This is a genomic window from Streptomyces phaeofaciens (assembly GCF_014648915.1).
Taxonomy (GTDB): Bacteria; Actinomycetota; Actinomycetes; order Streptomycetales; family Streptomycetaceae; genus Streptomyces; species Streptomyces phaeofaciens.
The window spans coordinates 176596-197169 of record NZ_BMSA01000015.1 but is presented as its reverse complement, the minus strand read 5'-3'; the positions used below and the strand labels follow the sequence as shown (position 1 = coordinate 197169).

Here is a 20574-nt window from a genome sequence, read left to right as displayed (position 1 = left end):
ATCCCGTATTCGTGGATTCCCGTCTTCCCCGTTCTCGCACTGTTCCCGAGGAGGAATTCCCATGTCGGAAAAGACTGTCATCCAGCGTTACATCACGGCGCTCGGCGATCAGGACTGGGCCGCCCTGGAGAAGCTGTACGCCCCGGACGTCACGATGTACGCGCCCACCGCCTGGGGGGTGACGGGTGTGGAATTCCTGCTGAAATTCTGCCAGGAGATCCACCACGCCCACCCCGGCATCCGGGCCGTCCTGCACGACGAGTTCTTCAGCGCCGACGGCACCCGGGCGGCGTTCCGGTTCGCGCTCCACTGGCACAACACCGGCTCGTACTTCGGCAACGCGCCCACCGGTGAGAGCGGGTCGAGCATCGAGCAGCACACCGTACGCATCGAGGACGGGCGGATCGTCGAGCAGGTGGTCGGCGTCAGCACGCTGGGGCTGCACTTCCTCCAGAAGGAGGCGTGGGGGGTGGCGTACGTGACGGACGCCGTCGACCCGGCCCCCGAGATCGTCTCCGCTCCCCGGGCGGAGAGCCGCCCGTGACCGAGCCGCTCGTCGAGCACCCCTGGTCCATCGAGGCCGCCGCCGGGCTGCGGGTGCCGGGGGACGTCGCCGAGCGGTTCCGCGAGCGCGGATGGTGGCGGAACACCTCCGTCCTGCACGATCTGCTCCGGGTCGCCGCCGAGCGCCCCGACGCCCCGGCGATCGTCGTCTACAGCGCGCAGGAGGGCCGGACGACCACCGTGCGCTACGCCGAGCTGGCGTTCCACGTCCGCCGGTTCAGCGCCGCCCTGACCTCCCTCGGGGTGCGCCGGGGCGACCGCGTCGCGTTCCAGCTGCCCAACTGGTGGGAGGTGGCGGCCCTCACCCTCGCCTGCTGCTGGACCGGCGCGATCGCCGTCCCCCTGCTGCCCACGCTGCGCGCCCTGGAGCTGGAGCGCATGCTGGCGGCGGCCCGCGCCCAGGTGTGCGTCGTCGTGGACACCTGGGAGGGCTACGACTGCGTGGCCGCGCTGGAGGAGATCGCGCCCCGGCTCCCCTGGCTGCGGCACGGCGTCGTCCACGGGGAGCGGGTCCCGCCCTGGGCGGTCGACTTCCGCGAGTACTTCCTGCGCACCCCGCACGAGGAACGCCTCGCGCCACCGCGCCTGCCGACCGGGGAGGCCCTCGACCGGGTCTGCATGCTGCTGTTCACCTCCGGCACCACCGGGGAGCGCAAGGCGGTGCTGCACACCGAGAACACCCTGTACGCGGGCACCGGGGCGGGGGCCAGCACGGTCGAGCGGGGCTGGGCGGCCCGCGAGGTGTTCAGCACCCCGCACCCCGTCACCGGTCCCGCGGGCCTGCTGTACTGCGTGTGGGGCCCGATCCTCGCCGGGGGCACCGGCGCCTACCAGGACGTGTGGGCACCGGAGCGGTATCTCGAACTGCTGTCGGCGGCCTCGGTCACCCAGACCTTCCTGGCCCCCTCCTTCGTCCAGCAGCTCCTCGAGGAGCAGCGCCAGCGCCCCCGCTCGCTGCCCTCGCTGCGGTTCGTGATGACCGGCGCCGCTCCGGTACGGGCGGACCTCGCCCGCGCGATCCACGACGAGCTGCGGGTCCTGGTGCGCTCGTGCTGGGGGATGACCGAGGCGGGCATGGGTTTTCGGACCCGCGAGGACGACCCCTGCGACTGGGCCGCCAAGAGCGACGGCTCGCCGATGCCCGGGCTGGAGATGCGGCTGCTCCCGGGCCCCGGCGACGACGGCATCCACCGGCTGCTGGTCCGGGGCGCCTCGCTGGCCGTCGGGTTCTGGAAGCCGGGCTCCGGCGAGCCGTTCCACGAGACGTGGAGCTGCGACGACGGCTGGCTGGACACCGGGGACCTGGTCCGCGAGGACGGCCGGGGCGGCATCCGCTTCGCCGGCCGGGCGAGCCGGCGGGTCGGCGGCACGTTCATGATCCCGGTGGCCGAGGTCGAACAGGAGATACTCCGCCATCCCGGGGTGCGCGAGGTGGTGATCGTCGGCTACGAGGAGGAGCCGGGCCACGAGAGCTCGTGCGCGGTGGTGGTGGCCGACGGGGACCGCTGCCCGACCCTGGCCGAACTGGTGGGCATCCTGGTCGAACGCGGCATGACCCGGTGGTATCTGCCCACCCGGCTGCTCGAGGTGTCCCCGGAGCTGCCGCGCAACGAGAACGGCAAGATTCGGTACGAGCGGCTGAAGGCCATGATTGTAGACTCGGCAGGGCAGTTGGCGAGCGATCGCGACGAGCGCCGACCCTGAGGGAACTGAGGGAACGGGGAGTCATGGCCGAGGCGACAGCCGTCTCCGAACGGTCCGGGACCGCGGATCCGTTCGAACGGTACCGGCAGCTCATGTTCGGTATCTCGTACCGCATGCTCGGTACCGTCGTCGACGCCGAGGACGTCGTCCAGGAGACCTGGCTGCGCTGGCGGCGCGTCGACCGGGATGCCGTGGCCGATCCGCGCGGCTATCTGGTGCGGGCCGTCACCCGCACCGCCATCGACCAGATGCGCCGCAGCCGGGCCCGGCGCGAGGAGTACGTGGGGCCGTGGCTGCCCGAGCCGCTGCTGGTCTCGTCCGACGTCGCGGTGGAGTCCTCGCTGCTCGGCGAGTCGCTGAGCATGGCGGTCCTGGTGATGATGGAGACGCTCTCCCCGCTGGAGCGCGCGGTGTTCGTGCTGCACGAGGTGTTCGGCTTCAGCTTCCCCGAGGTCGCCGAGGCGGTCGACCGCAGCGAGCAGGCGGTACGGCAGCTCGGCAGCCGGGCCAGGCGCCATGTGCGGCTGCGCCACCGGCGCTTCGAGCCGGACCGCCGGCAGGCCCGCGAGATCACCGAACGCTTCCTCGCCGCCTGTCTCGACGGCGACGTGGAGGCGCTGATGGCGGTACTGGCCCCCGACGTGACCATGTGGGCCGACGGCAACGGCCAGGCGGAGACCCCGCGCGTGCCGCTGCACGGCGCCGCCGCCATCGCCGAGTACTTCGCGGCCACGGCGGGCCGCTACCCGGCCGGCCTGGTCGTCCGGATGCACGAGCAGTACGACGGCGAGCCGGCCGCCGTCCTCGCCACCCCGGCCGGCGTGTTCGCCGTGGTCGTCGCGGAGATCGACCTGACCGGCGCACAGCCCCGGATCACCGCCGTACGGGCCGTGCGCAACCCCGAGAAACTGGACCGGATCCCGGCGACGCCCTGAACGGCCCGCACGGCCGCGCGCCGGCGGGTCCCGGGCCCGCCCGTCCGGGGGTGGCCGGTGACCGGGCCCGGCGCGCCGGACGGCCGCCGGGGGCCCCTCACTCCGCGACGCTGCCCAGGCCGTTGCGGCGCTGGCGGTTCAGCACCCACTGCGCCACATGGATGCGGGACGGCACGTCCAGCCGGCGCATGACCTGGCGGACGTGGTTCACCACGGTCCACTCCGACAGCCGCAGCTGCTGGGAGATCTGGCGGTTGGTCAGCCCCTGACTGACCAGCATGGCCACCTCGTACTGGCGCGCCGTGAGCTGCACCGGACGGGACACCGCCGACGCGGGCTCGGCCGCAGGCGGGGCGACCGCGAGCGCCTCACCCGCCGCCGCGTCGGCGGAGAGCACGCGCCCCTCCCGCCGGGCCGCCTCGTACTCGGGCCCGGACAGCAGCCGGCGCGCCTCGCGCAGGGCGGCCGTCACCTCGCCGGCGATCAGCAGCGGATGGGCGCCGGTCGCCTCCCGCAGGGCGGACGCGGCCGCCAGCAGCCGGGCCACCCGGTGCCCCTGGTGCGGCAGCCGGTGCCACAGGTGCAGCGCGTGGCCCTCCAGGACGGTCGGCAGCATGGTGTGCTCCCCGACGGACCGCAGCCGGTGCAGGCTCTCCCACAGCAGCCGTTCCGCCAGCGCCTGGTCGCCCCGCGAGTCGGCCAGCGCGCCGCGCAGGGCCAGCACCAGCCCCTCGCCCCGGACGTCCCGCGCCCGCATGAACAGCGCGTTCGCCGTCTCCAGAAGGTCGGCGGCGAGCTTGGCGTCGATGAGCCGGCTCCCGGTGGCCAGCGCCAGGGCGGCGTTCGCCACCTCGACGCTCGCGCCCTCGCCGGCCGCCGAGTGGAGCAGCTGCACCGCGGCCTTGCGGACCGCCGAGGGGCCGGCGGGCTGGTGGGTGACCACGAGCCGGGCCAGTGCGGCGTGCTCGTGGACGGTGTCGCCGTCCTCGTGGAAGGCCCGCGCGGCGTGTCGGAAGCAGTCCGCCGCCAGCCGTGCGTCGCCGCGGGCCAGGGCCAGCTGGCCGCGTGCCGCCTCGGCCCGCGCGGTCAGCTCCCCGTGCCCGGGCGCGGCGAGGAACGCGGTCGACGCCTTGGCCAGCCACTCCTCACCGAGGGTGAGATGGCCGCGCACCAGCCAGAAGCGGTGCAGGGCGAGGGCGGCGCGGGCGGCGTCCGTCCGGCGGCCGCTCGCCTCCAGATGGGTCAGCGCGGCCATCAGGTCCTCGTGCAGCGGGGCCAGCCGCTGGAGCCACTGCGCCTGCTGCGGACCCGTCAGCCGGTCCTCGGCCTGGAGCGCCAGCGACAGGAAGTGCTCCGCGTGCCGGCGCCGGGCGTCCGGCAGCTCACCCGTCGCCGTCAGCCGCTCCAGGCAGAACTCGCGGACGGTGTTGAACATCGTGAACCGGGGTTCCCCGCCACCCGGCGTCACCCGCAGCAGATGGAGGCCGACCAGCGATTCCACGACCTGCTCCGTGCGGTGCGTGGGGAGGTCCCAGAACACCTCGACGGTGGTGAGGTTCATGCTGCCGGTGAAGACCGACAGCCGGGTGAGCAGGGCGCGCTGTTCCTCGTCGAGCATCCGGAAGCTGTGCTCGGTGATCGAGCGGACGCTGCGGTGCAGCGGCGAGCGTGCGGCGTGGTCGCCGCCCAGCACCGGACGGCCCTCGCGCAGCCGGGTCAGCAGACTGTCCACCCGGAAGAGCCGCAGCTTCTCGGTGACCAGCTCGATCGCCAGCGGCAGCCCGTCCATCCGGGTGCAGATCTCCGCCACGGCCTGGGCGTTCTGCGCGGTCAGCGCGAACGACGGGTCGATCGCCCGGGCCCGGTCGACGAACAGCTCCACCGCGGCGTAGTCCTGGAGTTCGAGGGCGTCCTGGCGGTACGGCGGCGGCGGGGCCGGCAGCGGGAGTACGGGGAAGAGCCGCTCCCCGTACAGGCGCAGCGGCCGGCGGCTGGTGGTGAGGATGCGCAGCCGGGGGAAGCGGCTCAGCAGGGTGTCGGCCGCGTCGGCGGTGGCGTCGGCGGCCTGCTCGAAGCCGTCGAGGACCAGCAGGCTCGGCTCGTCGGGCAGCCGGGCGGCCAGGGTCTCGGCGAGCCCGCTGCCGCCGACGGTCTCGTGCAGGTCGAGATAGGCGACCCGGGCGATCGGGACGTCGGCCACGGCCGCGCAGGCCAGCCGGCTCTTGCCGACACCGCCGGGGCCGGTGAGGGTGATCAGCCGGTGCTCCTCCCGGCCGAGCTGGGCGGAGAGGGTGAGGACCTCGAGATCGCGTCCCACCAGCGTGGTGCGGTGGCCGGGCGCACGGGACGGTGAGTCGATGATCAATTGCGGGCACAGTTTGCCGGAGCCGATCGCCCCGGCCGTCACTGGGATTTCCCGATCGTGGACTTTTTGCGTCGAGGTGATTGAATTCTGTTGCTCGGCACGATATCCCCCGTCCGTTACCTTGCGTGAACTGCAAGGTAAAGCATACGGCCAACAGTCCTCGGGGTACTTACCGGCCGAATTGTTTGGCTTATTCGCGCCGCACGGGCTCCTTGGTCGAATTCGTATTTTGCTTTGTTTGCCTCAGTATCACGCGGCAGGCCGTCCCGAAGACCAGACCCCAGAACGCCGCCCCGAGTCCCAGCAGGGTCACACCGGAGGCGGTGGTGAGAAACGCGACGAGTGCGGCGCCGCGGTTGTGTGCCTCGGTGAACGCTCCCGAGAGACTGCCGCCGAGGGCACCCAGCAGGGCGACGCCCGCGGCCGCCGAGATCAGGGCCGGCGGCAGTGCCGAGAACAGCCCCGCGACGGTCGTCCCGAACAGGCCCACCGCGATGTACAGCACCCCACAGCTCAATCCGGCCACATAACGCCGGTCACGGTCCTCATGGGCGTCCGGCCCCGCGCAGATCGCCGCGGTGATCGCGCCGAGGTTGAGGGCGTGCGCACCGAACGGCGCGAAGACGGCGGACGCCACACCGGTGTCCCGGACCAGCGGCCCCGAGGGCACCGCGTACCCCGCCTCCCTGAGCGCCCCCACCCCCGGCGCGTTCTGCGCCGACATGGTGACCAGGAACAGGGGCAGGGTCAGGCTCACCAGCGCCTCGGCCGGCCACGCCGGCATCGTGAACACCGGGGTCGCCAGGGACAGCCGGGTGCCGCCCAGGGACAGCGTGCCGGTGACGGCCGCCACCGCCACGGCCGCGGCGAGCGGGGCCGCGATGGCGTACCGGGGCGCCACCCGCTGGAGGACGACGTACCCGGCGAGCATCACCCCGGCCACGGCGGGGCCGTCCTCCAGCGCCCCGAAGGCGTCCAGGCCGAACCGCAGCAGGATCCCGGCCAGCACGGCGGAGACGACGGCCGCCGGAATCCGCCGCATCAGCGCGTCGAACCAGCCCGTCACCCCCACCAGCACGGTGAGCGCGGCGGCGGCCAGATACGCCCCGATCGCCGTCGCGTACGGCACGTCGTCCAGCTGGGTGACCAGCAGGGCCGCGCCCGGTGTCGACCAGGCCGCCACGACGGGCGCGCGGTGCCTGAGGCTCAGGACGAACCCGGTCACCCCGCTGCCCACGGCGACCGCCCAGATCCACGAGGAGAGCCGGGCCTCGTCGAGCCCGCCGGCGTGCGCGGCCTGCACCACGATGGTCAGCGGTCCCGCGAAGGAGACCACGACCGCGACGGCCCCCGCGACGACCGCGGACAGGGACGCGTCCCGCCACACCTGCCGGGCGCGGCCGGCGAAGACCTCCGCCATCAGAGAATCTCGACGTTGGCGGCCGGCCGCAGCCGCCGCCGGCAGTCCAGGACATGCCGCGCGCCGCGCAGCACCACGTCGTAGTCGAAGTCGTCGTGATCGGTGAGCAGCACCACCGCGTCCGCGGCGGCCACCTCCTCCTCGGTCAGCGCCACCCGGCGCACCCGGGCGTCCAGCGGGGCGGTCTCGCGTACGTGCGGGTCCACGGCGTGCACCTGCGCGCCGGTGCGCAGCAGCAGCTCCGCGACCCGCAGCGCGGGCGACTCACGGGCGTCGCCGCTGTTGCGCTTGTACGCCAGCCCCAGCAGCAGCACCCGCGAGCCGTTCGCCGGACGCTGGAGCTGGTTGAGCGCCTCGACCAGGCGCTGCACCACGTAGTGCGGCATCTGGCTGTTGACGTCGTTGGCGAGGTCGACGAACCGGAACCGGCGGCCCAGCTGCCGCTCCACCCGCCAGGACAGATAGCGGGGGTCGACCGGCAGGCAGTGGCCGCCCACCCCGGGGCCGGGCGTGAACGGCATGAAGCCGAACGGTTTGGAGGAGGCCGCGTCGATCGCCTCCCAGGCGTCCACGCCGAGTTCGCGCGCGATCACCGCCATCTCGTTGACCAGGGCGATGTTGACGTGCCGGTAGGTGTTCTCCAGGAGCTTGGCCAGCTCGGCGGTCTTCGGGTCGCGCACCGGCACGGTCCGCTCCACCACCGTCCCGTAGAACTCCGCGACCCGCTCCAGGGACGCGGCGTCCACCCCCGAGACGATCTTGGGCGTGGTCTCCAGGGTCCAGCGCTGGTTGCCGGGGTCGATGCGCTCGGGGCTGTAGCCGAGATGGAAGTCCGTGCCCGGGTGCAGCCCGCTCTCCTTCTCCAGCAGCGCCCCGAACACGTCCTCGGTGGTGCCCGGATAGGTGGTGGACTCCAGGACCACCAGCGCGCCCGGCCGCAGATGCCCGGCCAGCGTCAGCGCCGCCTCCTCGATGCAGGTCAGATCGGGTACGTCGTCCAGCAGCGGAGTGGGCACGGTGACCACGGCCACGTCGAAGCCGGCGAGCTCGCCGGGGTCGGTCGTGGGGTGGTAGGCCCCCGACTCCAGCGCCTTGGCCAGCCGCCGTTCGTCCACGTCCTCCACGTAGGAGTCGCCTGACCGCAGCCGGTCGATCCGGCCGGCGTCCACGTCGTAGCCCACGACCGTGTGCCCCGCCTCCACCGCCCGTACCGCCAGCGGCAGACCCACATACCCCTGGCCGACCACCGCAACCCGACGGCCCGTGCGCCGCGGGGCGTCGCCGTTCATCGATTGGGACATGGTGTGCCCTTTCAGCCGTTGTGCACGAGAAGCAGGTTCGCCGCGATCAGGAGGACGACGCCCCAGCGGTGGATGGTGACGCCTTGCTTGCGGGCCGACAGCACCTCACCCGCGACGAGCCCCGCGCGTGCCTGCCGGGCACGCATCCCCACCACGGGCAGCAGGAACGCGCAGAACCACCACGGCACCGCGCCGACCGCCGCGGCGAGGACGATCGCGCCGGTCTCGGCGAGCGAGAGCCCGGCGATGAAGCCCCGGTAGAGGCCCGGGGAGACGCTCGTGGCCAGGTTGCGGCGGCCGGCCGCCCGGTCGCCGTCCACGTCGTTGATGTTGGAGTAGACCGAGACCATCAGGCTCCACAGCCCGAACAGGAAGCACTCCAGCCAGGCCGCGCCGGTCATCTCCCCGTTCAGCAGGGCGAAGGGGACCAGCACGCACAGGCCGGTGCTCAGCCAGATGACCGCCTCCTGGCCGCCCCGGTAGCTGAGCTTGAGGCCGTAGGAGTACTGCACGCTGATGACCACCGAGAAGCCCGCGGCCACCAGCGCCCACCAGGGCCGGTGCGGTGCGACCAGCGCGGTGAGCGCCCACAGTGCGCTGCCCGCGGCGGCACAGCCCCAGCCGAAGCGCAGCGCCTGCCGCAGGGTGAGCCGGCCGTCGAGCAGCGGCTTGCGGTCCCGGGCCCGCAGCGCCTGCGTCGGGTCGTAGTTGCGGGCGTCGCTGCCGTCCCGCAGTCCGGTGACGTCGTCCAGCGCGACCGTGGCCGCCACGACGCCCACCCAGCCCGCGTCGAACAGCACCAGCACCCACCAGGTGCGCGGCTCGTCCCAGGCGGCGGTGGGCAGCAGCGCCAGGACCACCAGGACGCACAGGTAGTAGTCGAAGAACGAGAGCTTCGCCAGCTTCGCGTAGGCGCCCGCCCGTTCCCGTACGCCCGGGCGCGGCGCCGCCGAGGTCGTCGCCGTCATCGCCCCGGCTCCGCCCCGCCCGCCCTGCGGCCGACCGTGCTGATCAGCACCTGGCTCAGCCAGTGGTGGGCGGGGTCGGCCATATCCGCCAGGGCCGCGTCGATCCGGGCGTCGTCCAGGAGCCCGGCGCCCACGATGCGCGGCCGCATGAACTCCAGCCACAGCATGTAGTGCCGGGCCTGGTCGGAGCCGCCGCGCACCATCACCGCCCGGCCCTCCGCCGTCGCCTCCAGACCGGCGGCCAGGACCAGCTGGAGATCGACATGACCACCGCGCGGATCGTGGCCCGACTCGCGCATCAGCCCGTACCCGGCGGCCCGGACGTCCTGGAGGAAGTCCTCGGACAGGAAGGAACGGAAGAGGGTGGAGGAGTCGGTGTCCTCCAGGAACAGCACCCCGCCGGGCCGCAGCGCGCGCACCATCCGGGCGACGGCGGCGGCCCGGTCGGGCAGGTGCTGGAGCACCATCCGGGAGTGCACGAGGTCGAAGGCCGCCTCGGGCAGCTCCTCCTCCCGCAGATCGTGCCGTACGACGTCCACCTGCGGCAGGCGTGCCAGCGCGCCCAGCCGGTCGGTCTGGAGGTCGGTGGCCAGGACCCGGCCGTCGGGGCCCACCCGGTCGGCGAGCCAGCTCGCCACGGAACCCGAACCGGCCCCGATCTCCAGGCAGTTCCAGCCCGGGCCCACCCCGAGCGCGGCCAGGCGCTCCAGGGTGCCGGGGTCCCAGATCGCCTCGTTGGTCCGCAGCCGCTCGGTCTCCTTCTCCCAGACCGGGTCGAACACGTAACTCTGCGATGCCGGCGCACTCGTCATGACGGTCTCCCTGGACTGCTCTCGCGTGCTCATGCGTAGAACTCGCAGACCGTGTCGGCGATGAACTCCACCTCGGCGTCGGTCAGATGGGGCCAGATCGGGATGGCCAGATTGCGCGCCGAGGCCCGCTCGGCGTTCGGCCAGGCCCCGTCCGGTGCCGCCCACGGTGCGAAGGCGGGCTGCCGGGGGAGCGGCACGGGGTAGTAGATGTGGCTGCCTATCTGGTGTTCCGTCAGATAGGCGCGCAGGTCCTCGCGGCGGTCGACGAGGAGCGAGTAGACGTAGTAGCAGCGGCCGTTGCGCCCGGCGGGCGGGGCCAGCACGCCGCGCTCGCGCAGCGGCTCGAAGCGCTCGGTGTAGTAGTCGGCGATCCGCGCGCGGCGCTCCAGCCGGTCCGGGAAACCGGGCAGCCGGTGCAGCTGGAAGGCGGCGAGCACCTCGTCGAACCGGTTGTTCTGGCCGATCCGGTGGTGCAGGAAGCGGTGCACGCCGTCCTGCCCGTGGTTGCGCAGCATCCGGGCGGCCCGGGCCAGTTCGGGGTCGTCGGTGAGGACCACCCCGCCCTCGCCCGCCGTGCCGAACGCCTTGACCTGGAAGAAGGAGAACACCCCGAGATCGCCCCAGCGGCCGGCGGGCCGGCCGTCCAGGACGGCGCCCTGGGCGACCGCCGCGTCCTCGATCAGCGCGACACCGTGCTCACGGGCGATCGCCCCCAGCCGCTCCATGTCCGCCATGATCGAGAAGACATGGGCCGGCATCAGCGCCTTGGTGCGCTCGGTGATCAGCGATTTCGTGGCGTCCGGGTCCAGCACCATGGTCCACGGGTCCACATCGGCGAACACCGGAGTGGCGCCCGTGTTCGCCACCGAACTGGCCACCGGCTGGCAGCAGAAGGCCGGCACGATCACCTCGTCGCCCGGGCCGATGCCCAGCGCGCGCACGGACAGCTCCAGCGCCCCGGTGCCGCTCGCGCAGGCGACCGCGTGGCCGGCGCCCGTCGACTCGCGCAGCGCCTCCTCCAGTTCGGCGGTCCGCTCGCCCAGGATGAACCGCTGGGCCGCGCCCGTGCCCAGCTCGTGCACGGCCGACAGCAGCGCCTCGCGGTCCTCCTCGAAGAGATCGGGGGGAAAGAAGGGCAGAGTCCTCATGATGCGGCCCCCGTGTAGAAGCGGCGGACGGCCTCGCCCACCCGGTGCACGTCGTCGAGGCCGAGGTCGGGGTGGAAGGGAAGCGCGACGGTGCGCTCGCAGGCGGCCTCCGCGTGCGGGAAGTCGCCCCGGCGGTGGCCGAGTTCGGCGAAGCAGGGCTGGAGGTGCAGCGGGGTCGGGTAGTAGACCTCGGTGCCGATGCCCTCGCGGGTGAGGTGCTCCACCAGGGCGTCGCGCCGCTCCACCTCGATCACGTACACGTAGAACACCGGATCGGCCGGTACGTCCCGCGCGGCCACCGTCGGCAGCCGGAGGACGCCCGGCACGTCGCGCAGCAGTTCGGTGTACGCCGTCGCCAGCTCGGCGCGCCGGGCGATCGCGGCGTCCAGCCGGGGCAGCTTGCCGAGCAGCACGGACGCCTGGATGTCGTCCATCTTGCTGTTGGTGCCCGAGGCCCCGGAGAGGTTGGAGATCCCGGCGATGTGGTCCACCGTGCGGCCCATCCGGCCGTGGTGGCGCAGGATCGCGACCCGCTCGGCGATCTCCGGGTCGTCCGTCAGGACGGCCCCGGCGTCGCCCAGCGCGCCCAGGGTCTTGGTGGGGAAGAACGACAGCACACCGCCGTCGCCCAGCAGACCGGCGTGGACGCCGTCGCGGCGCATGCCGATGGCCTCCGCGCTGTCCTCCACCACCTTCAGGCCGTGCCGCGCGGCCAGGGCGCCGAGCGCCCCCATGTCCGCGAGCTGCCAGAACAGGTGCACCGGCATGATCGCCCGGGTGCGCGGGGTGAGGGCCGCCTCGACGGACTCCGGGTCCAGCGAGTAGGTCACCGGATCGATGTCGGCGAACACCGGGGTGGCACGGGCCAGCGCCACCGAGGAGGCCGAGGCGACGAAGCTGAAGGCGGGCACGACGACCTCGTCGCCGGGACCGACCCCGCAGGCGCGCAGCAGCAGGACGAGGGCGTCCGTACCGCTGTTCACCGCCACGACATGGCGTGCTCCGGTGTATTCGGCGAGTGCCTTTTCCAGTTCGGCGACCTGCCGGCCGTGAGAGTACTTACCACGGTCGAACATCTCGTTGAGATGGCGATTGATATCAGGCCAACAGTCGGTGAAGGTGCCGGCCTGAGTGAAGAACGGAACCGGGTGTTCTGTTTCCGGTTCGCTGTTTCGATCGGTGCTCCGGGTAGGGGAGATCACGCGGTAATCCTCCGTGTACCGGGCGGAGATATGGATGTGCGAAGCTAAGCGGCTCGTTTTCCCGGCGGCAATGGCAAACCCTTGTCAGCGCCGGGGGCGGGGACCTGGCAAGTATCAGTCATGCCGAGGTCGTGAAAGCGACGAATCACCAGGTCGAACAGGGTGTGTGACATGCCGTCGGCGACCTTGGCGACACGGCTGTGAACGCCGGACGCTTGACACGGCAACCCGCCCCACCGCAGGTTTTCCGGAGCGCCGTCGCGTCGCCGCACCGCATCAGTCCGTGTCCGATGAGCGGGTGACAGAGGATGTGCTCTCCTTGAAATCGCTGGACAATTCCGGAACCTCAGAAAAATCGGCGGGCTCCCGCGGGAAAACCGTGGTTCTTGCCGAACCGCGCAGTTTCTGTGCCGGTGTACAACGGGCCATCGACATCGTCGAGGCCGCACTGGAACGCTTCGGCCCGCCCGTCTACGTACGCAAGCAGATCGTCCACAACGAACACGTGGTGCGCGACCTCGAGTCCCGTGGCGCGCACTTCGTGGACTCCGAGGAGGAGGTGCCGGTCGGCGCCCTCTGCGTGTTCTCCGCCCACGGCGTCTCGCCCGCCGTCCGCCGGGGCGCCGCCGACCGCGAACTCCAGGTGATCGACGCCACCTGCCCCCTCGTCTCCAAGGTGCACCAGGAGTCCCGGCGGTTCGCCGAGGACCGCCGCACGATCCTGCTCATCGGCCACGCCGAGCACGAGGAGGTCGAGGGCACCTACGGCGAGGCACCCGAACGCACCCTGGTCGTCAGCACCGTCGAGGAGGTGCGCGCCCTGGACCTGCCGCGCGACGCACCGGTCGCCTACCTCACCCAGACCACCCTCGCCCTGGACGAGACCAAGGAGATCATCGAGGCGATGGAGGAGCGCTTCGACGATCTGCGCGGTCCCGGCAGCGACGACATCTGCTACGCCAGCCAGAACCGCCAGAACGCGGTCAAGGCCGTCGCCGCCCGCACCGGCCTCGTCCTCGTCGTCGGCTCCACCAACTCCAGCAACTCCGTCCGCATGGTGGAGGTCGCCCGCGACGCCGGCACCCCGGCCCACCTCCTCCCCAGCCCCGACGACCTCGACGAGAGCTGGCTCACCGGCGTGGACTCGGTCGGCGTCAGCGCCGGCGCCAGCGCCCCCGGCACCCTCGTGGACGCCCTGCTGCGCCGCCTCGCCGACCTGGGCTACGCCACCGTCGAGGTCGAACGGACCGCCACCGAGGACATCGTGTTCGGGCTGCCCTCCGCACTGAAAGGCACGGCATGAGCGACGACGACGTCCTCACCCGGTCGCTGGACGACGTCCAGCGGCGCATCGACACCGTCCTGACCCAGGAGAGCGCGCGCTGGACCGCCGTCGACCCGCGCTGCGCCGCGTTCGTCGACACCGTCACCGCCATCACCACCGCCAAGGGCAAACTGCTGCGCCCCCGCTTCTGCCTTCTCGGCCATCTCGCCGCCGGCGGCGACCCCGGCGAGGCCCAGGCCGTCGACGCGGCCGCCGCCCTCGAACTCCTGCACAGCTTCGCCCTGCTGCGCGACGACGTCCTCGACGACTCCCCGCTGCGCCGGGGCGCCGTCACCGCCCACGAACGGCACGCCAAGGACCACCGGGCACGCCTGCTGCGCGGCGAACCCCGCCGCTACGGCGAGGGCGTCGCCAACCTCGCCGCCGACCTCGCGCACGTCTACGCGGACCGGCTCACCCGCACACTGCCCGCGGCGGCCCGGGCCGTCTGGGACGAGACCCGGGTCGAGGTCACCGTCGGCCAGTACCTCGACATCGCCGTCGCCGCCGAAGGGGTGGCCGACCCGGAACTCTCCCGCTGGATCGCGGTCTGCAAGTCGGGCCGCTACACCATCCACCGCCCCCTCCAGCTCGGCGCCGCCCTCGCGGGCCGGCCCGACCTCGCCGACGTCTTCGAGGGGTACGGCCTGCCGCTCGGGGAGGCGTTCCAGCTCCGGGACGACCTCATCGACGCCTTCGGCGACTCCGAGGACACCGGCAAGCCCACCGGTCTCGACTTCGACCGGTTCAAGATGAGCTACCTGCTCAGCCTCGCCGTACGCCGGGACGAGCGGATCAGGGAACTCGCCGCCGCGCCCGCGGGACCCGAGGGCGCGGCCAGGATGCGCGAACTGCTCGTCGTGACCGGCGTCGCCGACGAGGTCGAGCAGCGCATCGCGCACCTCGTCGACCAGGCCCGCCGGGCCGTGGCCGACGCACCCCTGGTGCCGCGCTGGCGCACCGAGCTGACGGAACTCACCACACGTGTGGCGTACCGGGACCGCTGAGAGGAGCCGTACCGGCATGGAGCGGACACTGATCATCGGGCTCGGGCGGGCGGGCCTCGGACTGCACTGGGCGGTCCTGCGCAGACTGCGCGCCGCCGGGCGGCACACCGATCTCTTCGACCCGGCCCCCGCCCTGACCTTCGACCCGCTCGCCCCCTCGGCACCCCCGCGGGCCGAGGGACTGCGCCCCGTCTCCTCGGTCGCCGAGGCCCGCACCCTGCTGGACCCCGAGCGCACCGTCGTCCACCTGTGCACCCCGCCCGTCGCCCGGCTCGGCCTGCTGCGCGAACTCGCCGCCGCCGGCTTCCGCCGGATCATCGTCGAGAAGCCCCTCGCGGTCGAGCGCCGGGCCGTCCAGGACATCCTCGCCCTCGCCCGCGCCGAACGGCTGAGCCTGGCGATCGTCGCCCCCTGGCTGGCCAGCTCGCTGACCGCACGGCTCGACCGCCTCGTCGAGGACGGCGACCTCGGTGAGCTGCGCTCCATCGACGTGACACAGAGCAAGCCGCGGATGAGCCGCACCCTGGCCGACGGCGGCCACCCCACCGCGTTCGACGTCGAACCCCCGCACTCCCTCGGGGTCTGTCTGCGGCTCGCCGGGGACGCCGTCCTCGCCACCGCCGAACTGACCGACATGCGGATCGGCGACACCGTCATCCCCGGCATGGGCCGCGCCGAACTGGTCGTGCGCCACCAGGCGGCGACCAGCCGGATCGTCTCCGACCTCACCGCCCCGGTCCGCGAGCGCCGCGTCCAGCTGGAGTTCACCGACGGCCGGGCGGTCGCGCACTACCCGGGCGCCGAGGACGACCACTACGCCCAGCTGCGGTTCAGCCGCACCGGCCACCCCGAGACCTGGGAGGTCTTCCCCGACGACGCGCTGTCCGCGTACTTCGTCGACACCTACCGCGCCCTGCGCGACGGAACCGCCCTGGAGCCCCAACTGCGCCTCGCCTCCCGCGTGGTGGAGCTGCTCGCCGACGCCAAGGAGGCGAGCCGGCGGCCCGGCCCGGCGGACGCCCTCCCGTCCGCCGGGCCCACCGGACGGCGGGTGAGCCATGCGGGGTGACACGGAAACCCGGTCCACGGCGGGCGACCCCGGGCCACTGCCCCCGCCCGCGTCCGCCGCGGGCACGCCCTCGCCACTGCCCACGTCCCCGCTCCCGCCCCCGCCCGGCATCCGCTACGCCGGCATCGGCGACGAGGCCGCGCCCGACCTCGCCGGTCAGGTCCGGGCCCACCGGCTGCTGGGCTGGTCCGCCGTGGAACTGCGCGACATCGACGGCACCGCCCTCGCCGACCTCGACGACGCCGCGTTCGACCGGGTCGCCCAGACCCTGGACGAGGCGCGCCTGGACGTCGTGTGCGTGGACTCCCGCATCGCCAACTGGGCCCGCCCCGTGACCGGCGACTTCGCGCTGGACCGCGGCGAACTGGAGCGCCTGGCCCCGAGGTGCGCCGCGCTCGGCACCCGCCACATCCGCGTGATGTCCTACCCCAACGACCCCGCCGCCCCGCTCGACGAGCCGGAGTGGGCCCGCCGCACCCTCGACCGGATGACCCGCCTCGCCCGGCAGGCCGAGGACGCCGGACTCGTCCTGCTGCACGAGAACTGCGCGGGCTGGGCCGGCGCCGACGCGGCCCGCGCGCTGCGGCTGCTCGCCGAGGTCGACAGCCCGGCGCTCCGGCTCGTCTTCGACACCGGCAACGGGGTGGCGTACGGCTACGAGGCGTACGACCTGCTCACCGAACTCGTCGCCTGGGTGGACCACGTCCAGGTCAAGGACGCCCGCGCCGAGGCCGGCGAAGCCGTCTACACCCTGCCCGGCGAGGGCGGCTGCCGGGTCGCCGACTGTCTGCGGCTGCTCCTCGACCACGGCTACACCGGCACCTGGTCGATCGAGCCGCACCGGACCGTCCGCCCCCACGAGGGCCGCACGGACGCCGGCCGGGACGGAGTCGCCGAATTCGTCCGCTACGGCCGCGCCCTGGAAGCCCTGGCAGCCGGCCTGACCGGGGAGGCCACGCCATGACCGGCGCCGGACTGCGCCCCGCCGAACGCGACCTGCTGCTGCACCTGCTGGAACTGCCCACCGCGGGACCGCTGGAGGGCGACGGCGAACCCCGGCTGTGGGACGCCCAGCGGGCCTACGCCGAGGCCGCCCGTCCGCTGGGCTTCGAGGTCCTGCACCACGCCGCCGCCGACCCGGCCGAGCTGACGGACGAACAGGTGCCGCTCGCCGTGCGCAGGGCCGTCGACGAGGACCCCCGCTTCCTCGCCGTACAGCCCTCCCTCGTGCTGGCGCTCGGCCCCGAGCTGCCGCAGGCGGACACCGTGATGTTCAACGTGCACCTCGACACCGTCGCGGGCACCGAACCGGTCGGCTTCGACGGGACGCGGTTCACCGGCCGCGGCGCCATCGACGCCAAGGGGCCCGCCGTGGCCCTGCTGGCGGGGATCCGGGCCGCCCTCGACGCCGTACCCGCCCTCGCGGCCGGCACCCGCGTGCTCGTCCAGGCGGTGTCCGGCGAAGAGGGCGGCGCCATGGGCGTGTTCGGCACCCGTCCGCTGATCCGCCGCGGCTGGTACGGCCGGCTCAACCTGTTCTGCGAGCCCACCGGGATGCGGCTGCTGCCACGCTCCACCGCCGCCATGACCGCCTGCGTCCGCGTCGACGGCGACGACGCCATCGACGACCGTCCCGCCGCCGGACACAACGCCACCGTCCTGCTCGGCCACCTCGCCCAGCGGCTCGCCACCCGGCTCCCGGAGCGGGCGGGCGGCGGCCAGGTCTGTGTCGCCGGCCTGCACACGGGACACCTCCACAACCGGGTGTACGGCACCGGCCGGCTCCTGCTCAACTGCTCCTACCCCGACTCCGCCGCGGGTCGGGCCCTGGCCGCCCGTCTGGAGCGCGAGGTCGCCGACGGGCTACGGGAGTTCACCGCCCTGCACGGCGGCCACCACGACCTGGCCCGCACCGCCGCCGACGCCGCCGCCATCACCCGCGTCGAATGGCACAAGCGCGGACTGCCCGCCCTCACGCCCGCCGACGACCCCTGGGCCGTCCGGCTGCTGGAGAAGGAGAGCGGGCTGAGCCGGTGGCCGGACGACGAGCCCGCGTTCACCTGCGACGCCCTGTGGGCGGCCGGCCTGCCCGGCGCCTACACCGCCGTCCTCGGCCCCGGCGACCTCGGCCGCAACCACGCGCACGCGGCGGGGGAGTACGCCGACCTGTCCGACCTCGATGCCTTCGCCGGGGCGGTGAGCGGCGTCCTCGTCCGCTTCGCCGCCCGGCACCACGCCGCCACGGGAGGAACACGACAGTGACCCAGTCGACCGACGCCCCGCCGCACGACGGGGTGACCGTCTCCCACGACGCCCTCGTGGCCTTCACCGCCGAGGCCTTCGCCGACCGAGGGGTGCCGCGGGAACGCGCCCGCACGGCCGCCGAGGCGCTGGTCCACGGCGACCTCACCGGGCTCACCTCGCACGGCCTCGCCAACCTCACCCGGCTGTACCTGCCCGCCCTCGACGAGGGCCGTATCGACGCCGGCGCCGAACCGGAGAAGATCACCGACACCGGTGCCGCCGTCCTCCTCGACGGACGCCGCTCCCTCGGGCTGTGGGCGGCCACCGAGGCGCTGGAACTGGCCGCCGACCGCGCGGCGCAGACCGGCGTCGCCCTGGTGACCATGCGCGACGCCACCCACTTCGGCTGCGCCGGCTACCACACGGCCCGGATCGCCCGGCGCGGCATGGTCGCCGTCCTCGCCTCCAACTGCGGCCGGCAGCGCATCGCCCGCCCGCCGGGCGGCCGGGCCGCACTGCTCGGCACCAACCCGTTCAGCGTCGCCGCACCCGCCGGCGACCGCCCGCCGTACGTCCTCGACATGAGCACCACCGTGGTGCCCACCGGCAAGGTGCGCGCCGCCGCCCGCGCCGGGGAGCCGATACCGCAGGGCTGGCTCGAGGACGCCGAGGGCCGCCCGGTGACCGATCCCGGGGCCCTGGACACCGGCGAGGGCTTCCTGCGCTGGCTCGGCGGCGACCCCGCCACCGGCGCCTTCAAGGGCTACGGACTCGGCCTGATGGTCGAGGTGCTGGCCGCGCTGGTGCCCGGCGCGGGACTCGGCCCCGCCCCGGAGGCCCTGACCGGCGACGGGCGGCCCTCCGGACGGGACGACGACATCGGCCTCACCGCCCTGGTCCTGGCCCCCGGCGCGCTGCGCGCCGGAGGCGACTTCCTCGCCGAGGCCGACGGCCTCTTCGGGACGCTCCTGGACTGCCCGCCCCTCGACCCGGCCCGACCGGTGAGCTACCCCGGCCGGCCCGAGGAGCTGACCGCCGCGCGGCGCCGGGAACACGGGGTACCGCTGTCCGCCGCCCAGCACACCGAACTGACCGCCCTGGCCGCCGAACGGGGCCTCGCGTTCCCCGAGGCGGTGGCCCGATGACCCGGCCCGCGCGGACCCGGGTCGGCCTCATCGGCCTCGGTGTCATCTCGAAGTTCTACGTCGCCGCCTTCGACCGGCTGCCCGGCGTCGACCTCGCCGCCGTGTGCGATCTGCGCCCCGCCGCCCTGGAGCCGTTCCACGACATCGCCAAGTGCTACACCGGCCACGCCGAACTGCTGGCCGACGCCGCCGTGGACGCCGTCGTCGTGAACGTCCCCAACGACGCGCACGCCGCGGTGTGCGGCGACGCCCTCGCCGCGGGGCTCGCGGTGTGCGTGGAGAAGCCGCTCGCCACCCGCGTCGAGGACGGCCGCGCCCTCGCCGCGCTGGCCCGGGAGCAAGGCGTCACCCTCTTCACCTCCTTCCACCGCCGCTACAACTCCGCCGTCCTGCGGCTGCTGGAGGAGGTCGCCGCCGCCGACGCCCCCGTGCGCTCCCTCACCGTCCGCTACCTGGAACGCATCGAGGACCACGCCGGCAGCGACCGCTGGTACCTGGACGCCGACCGCTGCGGCGGCGGCTGCGTGGCCGACAACGGCCCCAACGCCTTCGACCTGGTACGGCTGTTCCTCGGCGACGTCGAACTGACCGGGGCCGACGTCCACCGCGACGAGCTGGGCACCGACCGCCGGGCCGCCGTCGCCCTGCGCTCGACGCTCGGCGTCACCGCCCGGGTCGAGCTGGACTGGTCCTACGACGGGGAGGTCAAGGACGTCAGCGTCGAACTCGCCGACGGCACCCGGCTGTTCGCCGACATGCTCGCCGGACACCCCGAGTTCAAGGGCTCGCTCTGGCACGAGTACGTCGGCGTCCTCACCGACTTCGACACCCGGCTGCGCGCCGGACGGGACGCCGCCGGCGACGGACTCGCCGCCCTCGAACTCGTCGACGCGGTCTACCGCGCGGAAGGAGCCGTCCGGTGAACCCGCGCGAGGACGGCGCCAAACGCGCCGTGCACGCCACCGTCGTCAAGGTGCTGACCCACCGCCGGGACGACCGGGGCATGCGGCTGGAGGAGTTCACCAGCCGCTGCGTCCGCGCCGGCGAGGTGCACGAACTGGTCACCACCGACCAGGCCGGCAGTCCGCCCGGAGCCCGCGTCGACCGGGTCGGCTTCCTCGGCTTCGCCGAGATCCAGGGCGCCGGCGTGATCGACCGGGGCGACGAGGTGTGGGTCGACGGCCGTCGCGCGGGCACCGTGCTCGGCTTCGACTCCTGCCACTTCCCCAACCACTACAACGTGCTGATCGCCGTCGACACCCTGGTGACCGGACCCGACCTGGACCTGCGTCCCGAGACGCCGGTGTCCTTCCGGCAGATCACGGCGGACGTCCGCGCCGACCGGCCCGTGGGAACGAGGAGCTGA

General features: G+C 73.6%; 18 protein-coding genes. 11 read left to right on the top strand and 7 right to left on the bottom strand.

Annotated features, from left to right (window positions below; translation table 11 throughout):
• Positions 1-61: 61 nt before the first annotated feature.
• From IE275_RS24875 to sigJ, 3 genes are read left to right on the top strand one after another with little or no spacing between them, the layout of a single operon-like run.
• On the top strand, positions 62-544 hold the full coding sequence (locus IE275_RS24875) for an ester cyclase (protein ID WP_189713616.1): 483 nt from the start codon (positions 62-64) through the stop codon (positions 542-544).
• On the top strand, positions 541-2268 hold the full coding sequence (locus tag IE275_RS24870) for an AMP-binding protein (protein WP_189713615.1): 1728 nt from the start codon (positions 541-543) through the stop codon (positions 2266-2268). The genes IE275_RS24875 and IE275_RS24870 overlap by 4 nt, the downstream gene beginning before the upstream one ends.
• Positions 2269-2291: 23 nt before the next feature.
• On the top strand, positions 2292-3203 hold the full coding sequence (sigJ, locus tag IE275_RS24865) for an RNA polymerase sigma factor SigJ (RefSeq protein WP_189713614.1): 912 nt from the start codon (positions 2292-2294) through the stop codon (positions 3201-3203).
• 97 nt (positions 3204-3300) lie between these two features.
• On the opposite strand, the gene IE275_RS24860 is transcribed toward sigJ, so the two are convergent.
• The 7 genes from IE275_RS24860 to IE275_RS24830 all read right to left on the bottom strand — a co-directional run bounded on the left by IE275_RS24860 (position 3301) and on the right by IE275_RS24830 (position 12419).
• A complete protein-coding gene (locus IE275_RS24860; protein WP_189713613.1) occupies positions 3301-5568 on the bottom strand; it encodes an ATP-binding protein in 2268 nt (755 codons plus the stop codon).
• 190 nt (positions 5569-5758) lie between these two features.
• Complete coding sequence (locus IE275_RS24855; RefSeq protein WP_189713612.1) at positions 5759-6988, bottom strand: benzoate/H(+) symporter BenE family transporter; 1230 nt, start codon at positions 6986-6988, stop codon at positions 5759-5761.
• On the bottom strand, positions 6988-8289 hold the full coding sequence (locus IE275_RS24850) for a nucleotide sugar dehydrogenase (RefSeq protein ID WP_229870530.1): 1302 nt from the start codon (positions 8287-8289) through the stop codon (positions 6988-6990). Before IE275_RS24850 ends, IE275_RS24855 begins: the two co-directional genes overlap by 1 nt.
• Before the next feature lie 11 nt (positions 8290-8300).
• On the bottom strand, positions 8301-9257 hold the full coding sequence (locus IE275_RS24845; protein WP_189713611.1) for a UbiA family prenyltransferase: 957 nt from the start codon (positions 9255-9257) through the stop codon (positions 8301-8303).
• On the bottom strand, positions 9254-10069 hold the full coding sequence (locus IE275_RS24840) for a class I SAM-dependent methyltransferase (RefSeq protein ID WP_189713610.1): 816 nt from the start codon (positions 10067-10069) through the stop codon (positions 9254-9256). The genes IE275_RS24845 and IE275_RS24840 overlap by 4 nt, the downstream gene beginning before the upstream one ends.
• Positions 10070-10098: 29 nt before the next feature.
• Positions 10099-11217: a DegT/DnrJ/EryC1/StrS family aminotransferase gene (locus tag IE275_RS24835; RefSeq protein ID WP_189713609.1), complete on the bottom strand. Its 1119-nt coding sequence runs from the start codon at positions 11215-11217 to the stop codon at positions 10099-10101.
• Positions 11214-12419: a DegT/DnrJ/EryC1/StrS family aminotransferase gene (locus tag IE275_RS24830; protein WP_373299282.1), complete on the bottom strand. Its 1206-nt coding sequence runs from the start codon at positions 12417-12419 to the stop codon at positions 11214-11216. The genes IE275_RS24835 and IE275_RS24830 overlap by 4 nt, the downstream gene beginning before the upstream one ends.
• Positions 12420-12798: 379 nt before the next feature.
• Between IE275_RS24830 and ispH the strand changes: the two genes are divergently transcribed.
• From ispH to IE275_RS24790, 8 genes are read left to right on the top strand one after another with little or no spacing between them, the layout of a single operon-like run.
• A complete protein-coding gene (ispH, locus tag IE275_RS24825; protein WP_229870528.1) occupies positions 12799-13722 on the top strand; it encodes a 4-hydroxy-3-methylbut-2-enyl diphosphate reductase in 924 nt (307 codons plus the stop codon).
• Positions 13719-14750 carry a polyprenyl synthetase family protein gene (locus IE275_RS24820; RefSeq protein ID WP_189713606.1) on the top strand — a complete coding sequence of 344 codons (1032 nt, stop codon included), beginning with the start codon at positions 13719-13721 and terminating at the stop codon, positions 14748-14750. The genes ispH and IE275_RS24820 overlap by 4 nt, the downstream gene beginning before the upstream one ends.
• Before the next feature lie 16 nt (positions 14751-14766).
• Positions 14767-15819, top strand: a complete 1053-nt coding sequence (locus IE275_RS24815; protein ID WP_189713605.1) for a Gfo/Idh/MocA family oxidoreductase — start codon at positions 14767-14769, stop codon at positions 15817-15819.
• Positions 15809-16783 (top strand): sugar phosphate isomerase/epimerase family protein, encoded by a 975-nt coding sequence (locus IE275_RS24810; protein ID WP_189713604.1) that lies wholly within the window; start codon positions 15809-15811, stop codon positions 16781-16783. Before IE275_RS24815 ends, IE275_RS24810 begins: the two co-directional genes overlap by 11 nt.
• Complete coding sequence (locus tag IE275_RS24805; protein ID WP_189713603.1) at positions 16780-18081, top strand: M20/M25/M40 family metallo-hydrolase; 1302 nt, start codon at positions 16780-16782, stop codon at positions 18079-18081. Before IE275_RS24810 ends, IE275_RS24805 begins: the two co-directional genes overlap by 4 nt.
• Positions 18078-19208 (top strand): Ldh family oxidoreductase, encoded by a 1131-nt coding sequence (locus tag IE275_RS24800; RefSeq protein ID WP_189713602.1) that lies wholly within the window; start codon positions 18078-18080, stop codon positions 19206-19208. The genes IE275_RS24805 and IE275_RS24800 overlap by 4 nt, the downstream gene beginning before the upstream one ends.
• Positions 19205-20131: a Gfo/Idh/MocA family protein gene (locus IE275_RS24795; RefSeq protein ID WP_189713601.1), complete on the top strand. Its 927-nt coding sequence runs from the start codon at positions 19205-19207 to the stop codon at positions 20129-20131. Before IE275_RS24800 ends, IE275_RS24795 begins: the two co-directional genes overlap by 4 nt.
• On the top strand, positions 20128-20574 hold the full coding sequence (locus IE275_RS24790) for a DUF6917 domain-containing protein (protein ID WP_189713600.1): 447 nt from the start codon (positions 20128-20130) through the stop codon (positions 20572-20574). The genes IE275_RS24795 and IE275_RS24790 overlap by 4 nt, the downstream gene beginning before the upstream one ends.

What these genes read in the sequence shown, in the direction of transcription:
- IE275_RS24855 (WP_189713612.1), bottom strand. Translation starts at nt 6,988, where the DNA reads ATGGCGGAGGTCTTCGCCGGCCGCGCCCGGCAGGTGTGGCGGGACGCG.
- IE275_RS24850 (WP_229870530.1), bottom strand. Translation starts at nt 8,289, where the DNA reads ATGTCCCAATCGATGAACGGCGACGCCCCGCGGCGCACGGGCCGTCGG.
- IE275_RS24805 (WP_189713603.1), top strand. Translation starts at nt 16,780, where the DNA reads ATGACCGGCGCCGGACTGCGCCCCGCCGAACGCGACCTGCTGCTGCAC.
- IE275_RS24795 (WP_189713601.1), top strand. Translation starts at nt 19,205, where the DNA reads ATGACCCGGCCCGCGCGGACCCGGGTCGGCCTCATCGGCCTCGGTGTC.
- IE275_RS24820 (WP_189713606.1), top strand. Translation starts at nt 13,719, where the DNA reads ATGAGCGACGACGACGTCCTCACCCGGTCGCTGGACGACGTCCAGCGG.
- sigJ (WP_189713614.1), top strand. Translation starts at nt 2,292, where the DNA reads ATGGCCGAGGCGACAGCCGTCTCCGAACGGTCCGGGACCGCGGATCCG.
- IE275_RS24835 (WP_189713609.1), bottom strand. Translation starts at nt 11,217, where the DNA reads ATGAGGACTCTGCCCTTCTTTCCCCCCGATCTCTTCGAGGAGGACCGC.
- IE275_RS24810 (WP_189713604.1), top strand. Translation starts at nt 15,809, where the DNA reads ATGCGGGGTGACACGGAAACCCGGTCCACGGCGGGCGACCCCGGGCCA.
- IE275_RS24845 (WP_189713611.1), bottom strand. Translation starts at nt 9,257, where the DNA reads ATGACGGCGACGACCTCGGCGGCGCCGCGCCCGGGCGTACGGGAACGG.
- IE275_RS24815 (WP_189713605.1), top strand. Translation starts at nt 14,767, where the DNA reads ATGGAGCGGACACTGATCATCGGGCTCGGGCGGGCGGGCCTCGGACTG.
- IE275_RS24840 (WP_189713610.1), bottom strand. Translation starts at nt 10,069, where the DNA reads ATGACGAGTGCGCCGGCATCGCAGAGTTACGTGTTCGACCCGGTCTGG.
- IE275_RS24875 (WP_189713616.1), top strand. Translation starts at nt 62, where the DNA reads ATGTCGGAAAAGACTGTCATCCAGCGTTACATCACGGCGCTCGGCGAT.